This is a genomic window from Acidobacteriota bacterium (assembly GCA_035471785.1).
Taxonomy (GTDB): domain Bacteria; phylum Acidobacteriota; class UBA6911; order RPQK01; family DATIPO01; genus JANQFM01.
This window is the reverse complement of record DATIPQ010000053.1, coordinates 19,600-32,975: the sequence shown is the minus strand read 5'-3', so window position 1 is coordinate 32,975 and position 13,376 is coordinate 19,600. Positions and strand designations below refer to the sequence as shown.

The window sequence follows — 13,376 nt, the reverse complement described above, 5'->3', positions numbered from 1 at the left end:
CGGGCTAATCCTGTGGGGAGATGAGCACAGCACCCGACATCAGACCCGTCTGGGCGTCCGTCGTGGCAGGAGCACTCTTGCGGCGATATGCAATACTGACCGGATGAGGACTCTCGATCTTGGCCGGTGGGCGCTGATTGGTTTATTGGCAACGGTTCCGGGCTGCCTGGGTCCTTCAGCCGACGAGCGGCTGGACCGGTTGGTGCGCCTTTATGTCGACTATTTTTGGGAGATTCATCCCGAGACCGCCACCTCTCAGGGCATTCACCTCTTCGACCATGCCTTGGCGCCCACCTCGCAGCAGGACTTGCAGGCTCAGGCCGAGCGCCTGCGCCAGTTTCAAGTGCGCTTCCAGGACATATCGCCTTCCTCTCTCAGCATCGATCAGCGCGTCGACCAGACCTTGATCCTTTCCGAAATCGACGTGCGACTGGCGGAAATGGAAGAGCTTGAGCTGTGGCGGCGCGATCCCTTGCGTTACGTTCCCTTCCAGGCCCTTCAGAGCCTGGTGGTTTCGCGTCACGCCCCTCCGCTGAGCCGCGCCCCTCAGCTTCTTTCGCGCTTGCAGGAAGTCCCCCGGGTTGTGGAAGACGGCAAAAAGAACCTTGACAATCCGCCTCGTCTGTTGACTCAGATGGCCATCCGGACGGCCCGCTCGGTGCTTCCCTTCTACCGCGACTCCATCGCCGCCTTCGCCCGCCGGGCTCCCAGCTATCAGGATCAACTGAACGAGGCCGGCCTTGGGGCCGCCGAAGCGCTCAGCGACTACGCCGCCTTCCTGGAAAGCGAGCTGCTGCCCCGTTCCCAGGGCGAGCTGGCCGTCGGACGCGAGATGTACGACTTCTATCTGCGGCGGCGCCACCTGCTCGACCTGGACGCCGACCAGCTCCTGGAGCTGGGTCAACAAGCCTTTGACGAGACGCTGGCCCAACTGCGCCAGGTTGCAAGCCAAATCGATCCCGACAAGACCTGGCAGGAGATCACTCAGGACCTGCGCCGTCTCCATCCGCCCCGCAGCCGCCTGCTGGACGCCTACTGCAGCGAAATCCAGCGCAGCCGGGGCCACGTGCGCGAGCATTACCTGGTGTCGCTGCCCCTAAGAGAGCAGGTCCGCTGTCTCGACACCCCTCCCTCCCAGAGGGCGTTTTCGCCCTTCGGCACTTTCCGCAGACCCGCTCCTTTCGAGGACGAAAAGACAGGTTACCTGCTGCTCCATCCCATCGACCCCTCGCTGAGCGACGAGGAGGCCGAGGAAGTGCTGCGCCACCACGACTACACCTGGATCAGCGTCATCGCACCCCACGAAGCCTATCCCGGGCATCACGTGCAAGCCCTCAAGGCCCAGCAGAATCCGCGCCTGTTGCGCAAGATCTACTCCTCGCCGGTCTTCTCCGAGGGATGGGGACTCTATTGCGAAGAGCTGGCCTATGAAACCGGCTTTTTCCGCGATCCGCTGCCCACCCGGCTGACCCAACTGCGCCTGCGCCTGTGGAGGGCGGCCCGGGTCATCCTCGACGTCAAGCTGCATACGGGCCAGATCAGCTATGAGGATGCGCGGCGGTTCCTGGTCGAGCAGGTGCTCTTCGAGGAAGAGGCCAGCGCCGGGGAAGTCAACATCTACGTGCAGCGCCCCACCTACGTGATCTCCTACCTGGTGGGATTTCAGGAGTTGATGAAGATGAGGCGCGAATACCGGCAGCGCAAGGGCGAGCGCTTCAGCCTCAGGGAGTTCCACGACCGGCTGCTCTCTCAAGGCTCGCTTCCCATCCCCCTGGCCCGTCAACTGCTTTTCCGAGAGTTCGATTGAGGTTTGGCGGCACTCGTTCCACCCGCAAGATGCCTCCTACCGAATTGATGATCCGCAGGTCGCCGTCGTCGGCCGGCAGGTCCTGCACCCGCAGGACGCCCTGGCGGATGGCGCCACGGGCCAGCAAGCGCTCTCTCATGGTACCCGCCAGCAGTCCGCACTCGACGGGGGGCGTCATCCAAACACCGCCGCGGCGCACCAGCAGATTGCCCTTGGCCGATTCGGTCAGTTCTCCCCGCCGGTTGAAGAGGATGACGTCGTCGCATTGCGGATGGGCCTGCAAAGCCCGCTGATAGACCTGACGGCAGGTGGTCTTGTGGAAGAGGAAAGGATCGTCCTCGTCCACGGGGTGCCGGGCCAGGGCGATCCTCAGGGGACGCTTGATCTCTCTGGCGGCCAACGGCGAGGCCTGGCAATGCGCGCTTCCCCGCCGGTCGAGCAGCAAGCGCAGCCGGTGAGGAGCATCCGGGAGTTGCCGGCAAGTCTCGCGCAGGACGTCCACGACCTCCCGTCGCCGCATGGGATAGCCGAAGTAGCGGGCCGAATCGGCCATGCGGTCGAGGTGTTCCTGAAGCAGAAAGACCTTGCCGCGGCGCCACAAGAGCGTCTCCAAAAGCTCGAAGTCAGGACGCTCTTTGGTCAGCACCTCGGCTTTGAGCAGGCATTCCCGGTACTCGGAATCGGCATCGGAGTCGGCCACGATGCCGCTGCCCACTCCGTAGACGGCTTGCCCGCTCAGGCGGTCGATGGTGACGGTGCGGATGGCCACGTTGAACTGAGCCCGCCGTCCGGGACCCAGATAGCCGATGCAGCCGGTGTAGATGCCGCGGTTGTGATCTTCCAGCCGGTCGATCAAGCGGCAAGCGGCAACCTTGGGCGCCCCGGTAATGGAAGCCGGAGGAAAGGCCGCCGACAGCAGTTGGGCGGTGCTGGCCCGGGTACGTGCCGAAACCGACGACGTCATCTGCCACAGGGTGGGATAGCGCTCGCTGCGGAACAACTCCTCCACCTCGACGCTGCCGGTTTGGGCCACCCGTCCCAGATCGTTGCGCATCATGTCCACGATCATCAGGTTCTCGGCCCGGTTTTTCTCGGAGGCCAGCAGCCATTCGGACTGCCGCTGATCTTCGCCCGAGGTGCGTCCGCGAGCCGCCGTTCCCTTCATGGGACGGGTGAGGACGCGCTGGCCGTGACGCCACAAGAAGAGTTCGGGCGATGCGCTGCACACGGCCCATTCGCGCTCTTCCACGAAGGCGCAGCAAGAGGCTTGCTGAGCCTGCGCCATGGCCGCGAAGAGGTGGCGTGGAGAGCCGCTGAAGCGGGTCCGCAGAGGGAAGGTCAAGTTGACCTGATAGGCTTCTCCCTCGGCGATGGCGCGCTGCACCTCCCCCACTTTCCGCCGGTAGGCATCCCGGTCCAGGGCCGGCTCCCAGTGCAGCCGGACAGGCGCGTCCTCGGCCTTAACCTCCTCCCAGCCGACACGACGCGGAGGGTCGCAGAAAATGACGTGGCCGGCGGGCAAAAGACCCGCTGGGCGGACAGGAAAGGCGCTGTCGAAGCCGCTGGCGCACTCGAAGGCCAGCAGCACCACGGCGAAGCAGCCCTGGGCTTCCACTTCCCTTTCGGCCTCCTCCAGTCCCGCCGGCACCTGCCGGGGACGCCAAATCGAGCGCTTGCCTAGAGGGGTGAAAAGCAGCCACTCCCCGCTGGGGTAGTCCTGCAAGACGATCTGCCCATCCATCCGGTTATGCTACTCGAATTTGCGTTCAGCAGTTAAAGGAACGGCTAGGGCGACATGATCATGTCGCGGCCCAGCGTGATGGTGATGATGGAGTCCTTCTCGAAGACCACGACGTTTTTCTCGAAGAGGCCGAAGAAGGCCTTCAACCCTTCGCTTATCACATCTCCGGCGTCCACGATGGGATCTTCTCCTTCGGATTCCTCGGCCAGGGGACCTTCTTTGGATTGGATAGCGGCCGAAAGCTGGAAGCGGCGGTTGTCGGGCAGGATCAGGGTCTCGCAGTCCACCGCGATGCGGAAGTCACCGGCCTTTTCGCCCAGCAGGGTGACGCGTCCCAGAATCTGCGATCCGGGGGGGATCACGACGCGGTCGTCGACCGTGACGGGAACCGTCACTTCGCCGTAAAAGCGCTCCTCCGCCCTCAGTTTGCTGCTGTCCAACTCCCGCCCCAGGCGGACGAAGAGCTCGGTTCCTTGCGGTATGGTGGCCTTGTGGGGCTGCACCCATGCGGGCGCCGGAGTCAGCAGCAATGAGAGCAGGGGGACGCAACCTAGGACCTTGATACACATCATTAGAGATTTTAGAGGAATTTCCTTTTCAGCGGGTTCAGGCCATGATCGAGATCAACTCCAATCTGAGCATCCCCGAAAGCGAGATCAGCTTCAAGGCCTCTCGAAGCGGGGGGCCGGGGGGCCAAAACGTCAACAAGGTCAGCACTAAGATGACCCTGTCCTTCGACGTTGAAGCCTCCTCGTCTCTGAGCGATGCCCAGCGCAAGCGCATCCGTCACCGGCTGGGCAACCGCATCAGCAAGGAAGGCCTGCTGCTGATCGAGAGTCAAGAGCACCGCAGCCAGCACGCCAACCGTCAGGCCGCCCTCGTCCGCTTCGCCAATCTCATGGCCGCCGCCCTCAAGAAGCGCAAGCCGCGCAAGAAGACCCGCATCAGCAAGGCGGCTCAGGAAAGACGGCTGAAAGAGAAGTCCCGCCGCGCCGAGATCAAGAAGCTGCGGCAGAATCCCAACCCATGAGGAACCGATGATTCAAGGCAAAGCAGTCCGCCGGTACCGGCAACCCGATAAAGAGATCGAATCCCTCTTGGTAGAGCGCTGGTCGCCGCGCTCCTTCAGCGGCCGGCCGGTCAGCCAAGACGACCTGACGACCCTTTTCGAGGCGGCCCGCTGGGCTCCCTCCTGCTATAACGAGCAGCCCTGGCGCTTCCTTTACGCCCATCGCCAGAGCCCTCACTGGGAGCGCTTCTTTTCGCTCTTGGCGGAAGGCAATCAGGCATGGTGCGCCAAGGCGGGGGTCCTGCTGGTGCTTCTTTCGTCACGCCGTTTTGAGCGCAACGATAAACCCAACGCCAGTCACTCCCTGGACGCCGGCTCAGCCTGGCAGAACCTGGCCCTGCAGGCCACCCGCATGGGATTGGCCGCCCATGCCATGGCGGGCTTCGACAAGGACAAGGCGGTCGAAGAACTGGGCGTCCCCGAAGACTTTCAGGTGGAGTGCATGATCGCCGTGGGTCATCCGGCGCCGGCCGAGGAACTTCCCGAGAAGCTGCGGGAGCGGGAGAAACCCAGCGGACGCAAGGCCGTCTCGGAGTTCGTACGGGAAGGCAACTTCGACTTCTGAGCAGCAACGGCTGCGGAATCAAAGCACCCGGGTGAGAATCAGGGTGAGGTCGTCGCGTTGATGCTCGGTGCCCGAGAACTCGTGGACCGCTTCGATGACGCTGTCGATGACCTCCTGCAGCGGCTTGTCGAAGTTGCGGCGCAGCACCTGGCGCAGACGCTCCTCCCCGAATTCGTCCTCGCTGCTGTTCATGGCCTCGGTGATTCCGTCGGTGAAAAACACTACCATGTCCCCCGGAAAGAGCTGGCACACGCCTTTCTGATAGGCCGCGTTGGCGAAGACCCCCAGCACGGTGCCTCCCGCCTGAAGCCGCTCCAGCCCTTTCTCCTCGAGTTCGGGATTGTAGCCGCGGCGCAGGACCATGGGAGGAAGGTGCCCGGCGTTGACGTAGGTCAACTGACGGCGGTAGTCGTCGTAGAGTCCGTAGAAGAAGGTGACGAAGCGGCTGGAGTCGGTCGAGGTGGTGATCAGCCGGTTGACGTCAGCCATCATGGCGTCCAGCGAATCGACGTGCTGGGGAGCGTAGCTCTGCAGGCACCCCTGCAACGAAGCCATCAGCAAGGCCGCCGAGACGCCCTTGCCGGAGACGTCCCCCAGGGCGATGCCCAGGCGTTCGTTGTCGAGTCCGATGAAGTCGTAGTAGTCGCCCCCCACGCCGCTGGCCGGAAAGCACACCGCGGCGCTTTCCAAAGTTTCCAGATGGGGAAACTTTTGGGGCAGCAGGCGCCGCTGCACGGCTGCGGCGTAACTCAGCTCCTGCTCGAAGTCCCGGTCGGCTTCGCCTCCTTTCTCGTTGCGCCGCTTGCGTTCGCGCCGGGGACGTCCCCGGGCCACCGCGCTCTCAACCGAGGCGATCAGCTTCTCGTTCTGCCAGGGCTTGAGAATGAAGTCGGTGGCGCCCTCCTTGATGGCCCGGACCGCCATTTCGACGTCGCCGAAGGCGGTCATCAGAATCACCACCGCATCAGGGTTGATTTCCAGGATGGTCTTGAGCCACTGGAATCCTTCCTTGCCGCTCGTGGTGCCGCCCGTGAAGTTCATGTCCAGGAAAATGGCGTCGAAGGTCTCTTCGTCCAGAATCTGCGGAATACGCTCGGGGAGGCTTTCCGTGCGGATACGCTCGACTTGCCGTTTGAGCAGGATTTCGGCCGCGAAGAGGATGCCCTCGTCATCGTCAATGAACAGAACTCTGCCGCCGGATTTGGCCATGAACTCCTTGCTCCCGGCCCCTCTGCAAGCTATGCAGGAGGCACTGAATCAATAACAAAAATCGACCGATTTGGGAAGCCGCCGATCGTCCGAAAGGATGAACCGATAGGTCGTGACATGCATCGTAATAAAGAAGAAGCAACCAGACTCGGAGGTCGTAACCGTGAACTTGTCGCTTTCGCTATCGAACTCGCATCGTCTCCGGGGAACAGCCGTTTGGTGGCTGCTCCTCATCCCCTTGCTGGCCGCCTTCCCGATGAGCTTTGCCCTGGCTCAAAGTGAAGACGAGAAGGCGCCGGTAATCGTTCCCAATACCCCCTACTACGAACCCCAGCCTGACTTGATCCCGCCGGCTCCGCGCCCGACCGCCGCCGCTTCTCAGGCTGTTGCGCCGGCCCCCGCCGGTGCCCCGTCGGCCTTCGTCATCCCCAGCGGATCGAACGTGGCCATCGAATTCGACGAAGAACTCGAGTTCGGAGATCGAGGTACCTTCTTCCAGGCCGCCTTAGCCGAGGATCTGAAGGCCGATAAGCAACTGGTCGCACCCAGGGGTACGCCCGTCCGGGGGGAAATCTATCGTGATCCGTCCAACAGCAGGCTGGCCATCGAACTCACCGACTTGAAGTTGGGCCATGACTGGCAGCCGGTCTACACCGAGCCGCTCAAGGCCGAAGCCAAGAAGAAAGGCTCGGGATTCTGGAAGAAGTTTCTCACGGGAGTGGGCGTCGCCGGCGTGGTGGCCGGTCGAGCGCTGGAGGCCAGTAACCGCCCAAGGTTCGGCGGATGCGGCCGCCGCGTCAACCCCTCGCTGGGAAAGGCCGCCATCGCCACTGGAGCCCAAGTGGGCGGCGCCCTGCTGCTGACCCGCCAGATTTATGGCGGCCGCGGGGGCCCTGCCTACAAGATCAAGAAGGGCACAGAGTATAGCTTCACCCTGGAAGACGACCTGCACATCCGCTAGGGCCACGAGGTGGCCGACACGTTCACACACGGTTCAAGTTCCAGCGACCGCGCTGAAGGCCTAATGGCTCTCGGCGGTATGAGGCTGCTCGCTATTTTTTTGGGCCGGAAGTGGGCCAAGGCCCGCCAAAGGGATTGCATGCGGCGAAAAAATAGGTATTCTTACAGGTTGGGAGGATTGAGTGATGTACAAGATCTTCACGACCGCAGTGGGGCTACTTTCCATCTTCGCAGTCACGCAGGGGGCCTTGGCGCAGGATGCCCCGGTCGCTCCTTCGGGAGCCGAGGCCGAGGCTGAACTTTCCATCGATCTGCCGGAACTGCCGGCCTTCGAGCTGCCCGACCTGACGGGGGAAATGCGCTCCTTGGAGGAACTCAAGGGGCGCGTGACCATGGTCAACTTCTTTTTCCCCTCCTGCGTCGGCTGCAATCAAGAACTTCCTTTTCTCAAGCGCCTCTACGAGAAATACCGCGACTTCGGCTTCTCCCTCATCTCCATCAACATCCATCCAGCGCAGAACCGGCAGTTGACCCGCTGGGCCCAAAAGGGGGGTTACAGCCACCCCATTCTGCGCACGGAAAGCGATGCCTGGCGCAAAGCATTCCGGGTGGAGGGCACACCTACCAACTGCCTGCTGGGCGACGACAACACCATGCTTAAGCGCTACGAAGGGTATAGTCCGCACAACCTGGAGCGCATGGAAGAGGCCGTCCGCCGCATGCTGGGACTGGACAAGTAAACGGCAGCACTTACCCGCCGGGGAGTCAAGCGATGGGAAATCTCGTCCACACTTCGAAAATGCGCATTTACCAGGAAAAGCGTCCAAACCGGCGGGTGGAACTGGAGGGATTCGACCGCCCCATCCGTTTCGGCGTCCACAGCGGCATCGCCGCCTTCTACGGACTGACTCCCGAGGAGGAGCACCCCGCCACCCTCGACCACCTGGTGGCGGCCGTCGGCGGCTGACTGACCGGCACTCTTGCCGGCGCGCTGGCAGCGCGTCAAATCCCCAGTCATCCCGACAAGCTCTACTCCGAGGTGGAAGGCGACATCGAAGAGGTGGACGGTGTCATGCGCATCACCGAGATCCGCGTCCGCTATCACCTGCGCGTTCCCGAAGGCAAAATGGAAGCAGCGCAACGGGCGGTTGAGCGGCATCCCGTCAAGTGTCCCGCCGCCATGAGCGTCGAGGGCTGCATCCGTCTTCACATCGAGGCTGAGTACCAGGAAGAGTAACCGCCCCCAGCGCGGGCTAGGGCAGTTCAGGTTTGGGGAAGGAACCCTCGGCCATGGCCAGCCTGTGGATCTCCATTTCAAGCCGCCCGGCTTGCACGGCCGGGTCCTGGCGCGAGGCCTGGCGGGCCTCTTCTACCGAGTCCATGGTGAGCACGAAGATGCCGCGCAGGCTGTCGCCGTCGAGGAAGGGCCCGGCCACCAGCAGTTGACCGGCTTCGGCCATCTTGCGGATGTTGGCCAGGTGAGCGGCCTGCAGTTCGCGCGCCTCCTCGCCCTGGAATGCATCGGCCTTGGGTCCGCGCTTGAGCAGCACCAGTTGGTATTCCTTCATGGGATCAGGCTGACCGGGATTCTCGCTCGCCCACTGCTTGTAGCCGTCGCCGATCCCCTCGGGGCCCCACCAGGTCAAGATTCGCACCTGCAGCAGTCCGGCCCTGACAGCCGGATCGGATGTGGCGGCCTGGCGGGCTTGCTCCAGGCTGGTTGTTCGGTAGATGGCGATGCCGCGCAATTCGCCGGCCTCGATCAGGGGTCCGGAAGCCACCAGCCGTCCCTCCTCCCACTGCCGGCTCAAATGAGCCACGTGGGCCTGCATGATCTCTCCGCTCTCCTGCTCGCTCAGCTCTGCTGAACCTGCTTTGAGAAAGACAAAGTAGTAGCTGGCCATTCCCGGCGGGGGCTCCTGCGCCTGAAGCGCCAAGAAACCCAGCAAAAACGGCAGGCTGACAAGTATGAGATAACGAAGCGATTTCATAGATCTCCCCCAGGTCCTCTTGCGGAGACGCAAGGACGGATGACAGGTTCCAGATGTTAGTGAGACGCGAATCCGGCCTCACGCGACCAGCATGACCTGGCGCACCATTCCCTGTATTGGAAAAATCTGACCGTGTCGAATCGCTCGTTAAGAGACGTCGCTCTCAGTGGTGGGTTTCGCCCGCGCCGGTGCGACGGGCGCCCGAAGTCGAGTGATTGGTCACCGAGGGGTCCTCGTGACCGAACTTGGAGCGTTGCTTCTCCAAGTGAGCCCGGGCAGCGGCTTGCTGTTGCTCCACCAATTGGCAAGATTGGAAGCGTTGCAAAAATCCGCGTGACATGGGAGCTACTCCTTTCTCAACTCCTGCGGCAGGAATCGGCCGGCAAAGCCCGCATCCGAAGACTATAACGGTCGACACCGACTTTCTTCCTCAAAAGTCTCGTCCGGAAAGACGCTTCTTATCAAGATGCCGTAAAGAGCCCGAGAGTCGCAAAAATGCGTAAAAAATCGCAAATACTCGTCCGCGGGGGGGCCTTTTCGTCAAGTACGCTATAATGGTCGGCTTATGGCCAAGGTCGGATTCGTCAGTCTGGGATGTCCCAAAAACCTCGTCGACAGCGAAGTCATGCTGGGCTTGTTGGCGCGGGTGGGGCACCAGATCACCCATCAAGCCGAAGAGGCTGAAATCCTGGTGGTCAACACCTGCGGTTTCATCGAGAGCGCCCAGCAGGAGTCTATCGACACCATCCTGGAGATGGCGCGCTACAAAGAACAGGGGCGTTGCCGGCAGTTGGTGGTGGCCGGCTGTCTGGTCGAGCGTTTCCGCAAGCAGCTTCAAGAACAGATTCCCGAGGTGGACGCGGTTGTGGGGACGAACGAGATTCCCCGCATCCTGCAGGTGTGCGGTCCAGCCCGGGGCCGGGCCGCCCCCGTGCCGCACTACGAAGAGCGCGAACTTTTTCTTTACGACGACGCTGATCCGCGCCTCCTCACAACTCCCCGCCACAGCGCCTACATCAAGATCGCCGAGGGCTGCGACCATCCTTGCACTTTCTGCGTCATCCCCCAGATGCGGGGAAGATTCCGCAGCCGTCCCATGGACTCCGTGGTGCGCGAAGCGGAACGCCTGGCCCAAGGCGGCGTCCGCGAAATCAACCTGGTCGGACAGGACACCACCATGTACGGGTGGGACCGGGGAGACCGCCGGGGATTGGCCCGCCTGCTGCGCAGGCTGGGTCAAGTCGAGGGCATCTCCTGGGTGCGCTTCCTCTACGCCTATCCCAACAACATCTACGACGAACTGCTGGACGCCATGCGCGAAACCGAGGCGGCTTGCCGTTATATCGACGTGCCCTTGCAGCACGCCTCCAAGAACATGCTCAGCCGCATGAAAAGAGGCGGTCATCGCGGGTCTCTGCTGCGGCTTCTGGAGCGGATTCGCAAGCGGGTCCCCGGCGCGGCCGTCCGCACCACCGTGATCGTGGGATTCCCGGGAGAGACGGAGGAGGACTTCGAGGAGCTGCTCGACTTCGTACGCCAGGCGCGCTTCGAGCGCCTGGGGGCCTTCACCTACTCCGACGAGTCCTCGGCGGCTTCCCACGCCCTGGACGCCAAGGTGCAGGGCGAGGTGGCAGCCCAGCGGCAGCAGCGGGTGATGGAGGTACAAGCCGAGATCTCAAGCCAGATCAACCGCAAGCTGGTGGGGCAAACCCTTCCCGTCATGGCCGAGGGGCCCAGCAAAGAGAGCGACCTGTTGTGGGAAGGCAGGCTGGAGACCCAAGCACCCGACATCGACGGCGTCGTCTACCTGACCGACGGCATCGACGAAAGCGTCCGGCCCGGAGACATCCTGCCGGTGCGCATCATCGAAGCTCATCCCCATGACTTGGTGGGTCACGCCCAGGCGTCCGCCGGCCTCAAGGGTGAGAGCACGACTTTTGCCTACAGGCCCGGGCGCGTCGAGCACCGTCCCCAGTGAGACTCCAAATGGCTTCTGCGAAGAGCACCCGCTTCAAGTCCTACAAATGCCCCCGTTGCGGCAACAAGACCCGTCTCGAGGACAAGTACTTTCCTTTTTGCAGCAAGCGCTGCCGCCTCATTGACCTGGGCAAGTGGTTTAACGAGGAGTACTCGGTGCAAGGCGAGGAAAAACCTTGGGATCCCGCCGATCCCGAGCAAGGGTGAGGAGCAATCAGCGTTGACCAGGAAACTTCTGGCCGCCGAGATCATCGCCGTGGGATCGGAACTGCTGGAAGGCGGACGGGTGGAGACCAATTCGGCCTTCCTGGCCGGACGCCTCACCTCGGTAGGAACCCGGGTGCGCCGCAAGTGGGTGGTGGGAGACGATCTCCACGACATCGCCCGGGCCGTGCGCACAGCCCTGCAGGACGGCTGCGACATCCTGCTGCTGAGCGGGGGCTTGGGCCCCACCAACGACGACCTGACCCGGCAAGCCGTTGCTCAGGCCTTGGACCGTCCCTTGCACACCGTCCCCCAACTGGTGGAACGCTTGCAGCGGCTCTACGCCCGCTTCAACGTGCGCATGAGCGAGAACAACCTGCGCCAGGCTCAAGTGGTGGAAGGCGGAGAGGCTCTGGAGAATCCCAAGGGGTCGGCCCCCGGCATGTTCCTGAGGCAGGGCGATGCTCTCATCTTTCTCCTGCCCGGCCCTCCCCGCGAACTGGAGCCCATGGTGGACGAGGAGGTGCTGCCCAGGGTGCGCGACCTCAAGCCCGCTGCGCCCCTCTATCGCCGCTCCCTCAAGATACTGGGGCTGCCCGAGTCCACGGTGGACGCCAAAGTCGAAGAGGCCTATCGCTCCTTCACGGACATCGAAACCACCATCCTGTCCTCCTCCGGCATCATCAGCCTGCATTTCACCTGGAGGGGCGAAGACGACCGAGGACTTGCCAACCAGGCGCTCGATCAACTCGCTCAGCGCGCCCGGCAGGCTCTGGGCGAGGCCGTCTACGCCGACCGCGAGGCGGAACCCGAAGAGATCCTGGGCGAGATGCTGCGCAGCCGCGGTCAAAGCCTGGTCACGGCCGAGTCCTGCACCGGGGGCTGGATGGGACAGCTCATCACCGCCGTAGCGGGCAGTTCCGACTACTACCTGGGCGGATACATCGCCTACAGCAACGCCCTCAAAGTGGACGCTCTGGGGGTCAACGAAACCACCCTGCAGCGCTTCGGCGCCGTCAGCCGACAAGTGGCTGAGCAGATGGCCCAGGGAGCCCGCCTGCGCGGCAAGTCCGATTATGCACTGTCCACTACGGGCATCGCCGGTCCGGAGGGCGGCAGCGAGGAGAAGCCGGTGGGAACGGTGTGGGTGGCTTTGGCTTCACGGGAAGGCGTCGAGTCCAAGAGACTGTCGCTGCCCGGCGACCGTGAGTGGATCCGCCTGCGCAGCGCCCGCCTGGCTCTCGACCTGCTGCGCAGGAGGCTGCTGTGATCCGCTCCTTTATCGCCCTCGATCTTCCGTCCGCCGTGCGCCGGGAACTGCGCCGCACCGCCGAGCCCTTCAAGCGTCTGGGACTGGACGCCCGCTTCAGCGCTGCCTCGTCCATACACCTGACGCTCAAGTTCCTGGGCGACGTCGAGGCTGAAAGGATTGACTTGCTGGCGGCTCAGATCAAGGGCGCGGCTTCCGTCCACCCACCTTTTTCGCTCCGTTTGGGCACGCTGGGAGTGTTTCCCGACCGCAGGCGTCCCCGTGTCTTGTGGAGAGGGCTGAGGGGCATCGCGCCGCTGCTGGAACTGCAACGCGGCATTTCCGCGATCTTGGCTCAAGAGGGCTTCGAGCCCGAGAAGCGCCCTTATGCCCCCCACCTGACGCTGGCCCGCCTGCGCTCTCCCCGCAAGTCCCAGGCCCTGATTGAAGAAATGGAAGCGTTCAACGGCGCCTACCAGGAAGACGAGGCCCCTGTCTTCGAAGTCGGACAGGTGCACCTCTTCAAGAGCGTCCTCAAACCGTCGGGGGCCGAGTATACGATCCTCGCCAGCGCTTCATTGGGCTCCACATCCTGACAGTCGCC

General features: G+C 63.1%; 16 protein-coding genes. 11 read left to right on the top strand and 5 right to left on the bottom strand.

The window, feature by feature from the left end; all coding sequences use genetic code 11:
• Positions 1-103: 103 nt before the first annotated feature.
• Positions 104-1,807, top strand: a complete 1,704-nt coding sequence (locus tag VLU25_08040; GenBank protein ID HSR67878.1) for a DUF885 domain-containing protein — start codon at positions 104-106, stop codon at positions 1,805-1,807.
• Here the strand turns inward: VLU25_08040 and pabB are convergent.
• Both pabB and VLU25_08030 read right to left on the bottom strand, forming a co-directional pair.
• Positions 1,722-3,548: an aminodeoxychorismate synthase component I gene (pabB, locus tag VLU25_08035; GenBank protein ID HSR67877.1), complete on the bottom strand. Its 1,827-nt coding sequence runs from the start codon at positions 3,546-3,548 to the stop codon at positions 1,722-1,724. The genes VLU25_08040 and pabB overlap by 86 nt on opposite strands.
• Before the next feature lie 44 nt (positions 3,549-3,592).
• Positions 3,593-4,120 carry a hypothetical protein gene (locus VLU25_08030; protein HSR67876.1) on the bottom strand — a complete coding sequence of 176 codons (528 nt, stop codon included), beginning with the start codon at positions 4,118-4,120 and terminating at the stop codon, positions 3,593-3,595.
• A 41-nt stretch (positions 4,121-4,161) separates the two neighbouring features.
• On the opposite strand from VLU25_08030, the gene arfB reads away from it, so the two are divergent.
• Together arfB and VLU25_08020 are read left to right on the top strand one after the other, a co-directional pair.
• Positions 4,162-4,578 carry an alternative ribosome rescue aminoacyl-tRNA hydrolase ArfB gene (gene arfB, locus VLU25_08025; protein HSR67875.1) on the top strand — a complete coding sequence of 139 codons (417 nt, stop codon included), beginning with the start codon at positions 4,162-4,164 and terminating at the stop codon, positions 4,576-4,578.
• Between the two features lie 7 nt (positions 4,579-4,585).
• Positions 4,586-5,182: a nitroreductase family protein gene (locus tag VLU25_08020; protein ID HSR67874.1), complete on the top strand. Its 597-nt coding sequence runs from the start codon at positions 4,586-4,588 to the stop codon at positions 5,180-5,182.
• 18 nt (positions 5,183-5,200) lie between these two features.
• Here VLU25_08020 and VLU25_08015 read toward each other — a convergent pair whose 3' ends face one another.
• The gene (locus tag VLU25_08015; GenBank protein HSR67873.1) at positions 5,201-6,391 is read right to left on the bottom strand and encodes a SpoIIE family protein phosphatase; all 1,191 of its coding nucleotides are present in this window, start codon (positions 6,389-6,391) and stop codon (positions 5,201-5,203) included.
• Positions 6,392-6,554: 163 nt separating this feature from the next.
• Between VLU25_08015 and VLU25_08010 the strand changes: the two genes are divergently transcribed.
• The 4 genes from VLU25_08010 to VLU25_07995 all read left to right on the top strand — a co-directional run bounded on the left by VLU25_08010 (position 6,555) and on the right by VLU25_07995 (position 8,588).
• Positions 6,555-7,352, top strand: coding sequence for a hypothetical protein (locus VLU25_08010; protein HSR67872.1), 798 nt, complete (start codon positions 6,555-6,557; stop codon positions 7,350-7,352).
• Positions 7,353-7,536: 184 nt separating this feature from the next.
• Complete coding sequence (locus VLU25_08005; protein ID HSR67871.1) at positions 7,537-8,091, top strand: TlpA disulfide reductase family protein; 555 nt, start codon at positions 7,537-7,539, stop codon at positions 8,089-8,091.
• 32 nt (positions 8,092-8,123) lie between these two features.
• A complete protein-coding gene (locus VLU25_08000; GenBank protein ID HSR67870.1) occupies positions 8,124-8,318 on the top strand; it encodes a hypothetical protein in 195 nt (64 codons plus the stop codon).
• Between the two features lie 72 nt (positions 8,319-8,390).
• Entirely contained in the window at positions 8,391-8,588 is a 198-nt protein-coding gene (locus VLU25_07995; protein ID HSR67869.1) for a hypothetical protein, read from the top strand.
• 16 nt (positions 8,589-8,604) lie between these two features.
• Here VLU25_07995 and VLU25_07990 read toward each other — a convergent pair whose 3' ends face one another.
• Together VLU25_07990 and VLU25_07985 are read right to left on the bottom strand one after the other, a co-directional pair.
• On the bottom strand, positions 8,605-9,342 hold the full coding sequence (locus tag VLU25_07990; GenBank protein HSR67868.1) for a YciI family protein: 738 nt from the start codon (positions 9,340-9,342) through the stop codon (positions 8,605-8,607).
• A gap of 163 nt (positions 9,343-9,505) precedes the next feature.
• On the bottom strand, positions 9,506-9,682 hold the full coding sequence (locus tag VLU25_07985; GenBank protein HSR67867.1) for a hypothetical protein: 177 nt from the start codon (positions 9,680-9,682) through the stop codon (positions 9,506-9,508).
• Between the two features lie 225 nt (positions 9,683-9,907).
• Here VLU25_07985 and rimO point away from each other — a divergent pair, with 225 nt between their 5' ends.
• Genes rimO through thpR form a run of 4 tightly spaced genes read left to right on the top strand, consistent with a single transcriptional unit; the run spans position 9,908 to position 13,368 of the window.
• Complete coding sequence (rimO, locus tag VLU25_07980; GenBank protein ID HSR67866.1) at positions 9,908-11,320, top strand: 30S ribosomal protein S12 methylthiotransferase RimO; 1,413 nt, start codon at positions 9,908-9,910, stop codon at positions 11,318-11,320.
• An 8-nt stretch (positions 11,321-11,328) separates the two neighbouring features.
• A complete protein-coding gene (gene yacG / locus VLU25_07975) occupies positions 11,329-11,526 on the top strand; it encodes a DNA gyrase inhibitor YacG (GenBank protein HSR67865.1) in 198 nt (65 codons plus the stop codon).
• 13 nt (positions 11,527-11,539) lie between these two features.
• Complete coding sequence (locus VLU25_07970; protein ID HSR67864.1) at positions 11,540-12,793, top strand: competence/damage-inducible protein A; 1,254 nt, start codon at positions 11,540-11,542, stop codon at positions 12,791-12,793.
• On the top strand, positions 12,790-13,368 hold the full coding sequence (gene thpR, locus VLU25_07965; protein HSR67863.1) for an RNA 2',3'-cyclic phosphodiesterase: 579 nt from the start codon (positions 12,790-12,792) through the stop codon (positions 13,366-13,368). Before VLU25_07970 ends, thpR begins: the two co-directional genes overlap by 4 nt.
• Positions 13,369-13,376 lie beyond the last annotated feature (8 nt).

What these genes read in the sequence shown, in the direction of transcription:
- VLU25_08040 (HSR67878.1), top strand. Translation starts at nt 104, where the DNA reads ATGAGGACTCTCGATCTTGGCCGGTGGGCGCTGATTGGTTTATTGGCA.
- VLU25_08015 (HSR67873.1), bottom strand. Translation starts at nt 6,391, where the DNA reads ATGGCCAAATCCGGCGGCAGAGTTCTGTTCATTGACGATGACGAGGGC.
- VLU25_08020 (HSR67874.1), top strand. Translation starts at nt 4,586, where the DNA reads ATGATTCAAGGCAAAGCAGTCCGCCGGTACCGGCAACCCGATAAAGAG.
- arfB (HSR67875.1), top strand. Translation starts at nt 4,162, where the DNA reads ATGATCGAGATCAACTCCAATCTGAGCATCCCCGAAAGCGAGATCAGC.
- VLU25_08005 (HSR67871.1), top strand. Translation starts at nt 7,537, where the DNA reads ATGTACAAGATCTTCACGACCGCAGTGGGGCTACTTTCCATCTTCGCA.
- VLU25_08030 (HSR67876.1), bottom strand. Translation starts at nt 4,120, where the DNA reads ATGATGTGTATCAAGGTCCTAGGTTGCGTCCCCCTGCTCTCATTGCTG.
- VLU25_08000 (HSR67870.1), top strand. Translation starts at nt 8,124, where the DNA reads ATGGGAAATCTCGTCCACACTTCGAAAATGCGCATTTACCAGGAAAAG.
- VLU25_07990 (HSR67868.1), bottom strand. Translation starts at nt 9,342, where the DNA reads ATGAAATCGCTTCGTTATCTCATACTTGTCAGCCTGCCGTTTTTGCTG.
- pabB (HSR67877.1), bottom strand. Translation starts at nt 3,548, where the DNA reads ATGGATGGGCAGATCGTCTTGCAGGACTACCCCAGCGGGGAGTGGCTG.
- yacG (HSR67865.1), top strand. Translation starts at nt 11,329, where the DNA reads ATGGCTTCTGCGAAGAGCACCCGCTTCAAGTCCTACAAATGCCCCCGT.
- rimO (HSR67866.1), top strand. Translation starts at nt 9,908, where the DNA reads ATGGCCAAGGTCGGATTCGTCAGTCTGGGATGTCCCAAAAACCTCGTC.
- VLU25_07985 (HSR67867.1), bottom strand. Translation starts at nt 9,682, where the DNA reads ATGTCACGCGGATTTTTGCAACGCTTCCAATCTTGCCAATTGGTGGAG.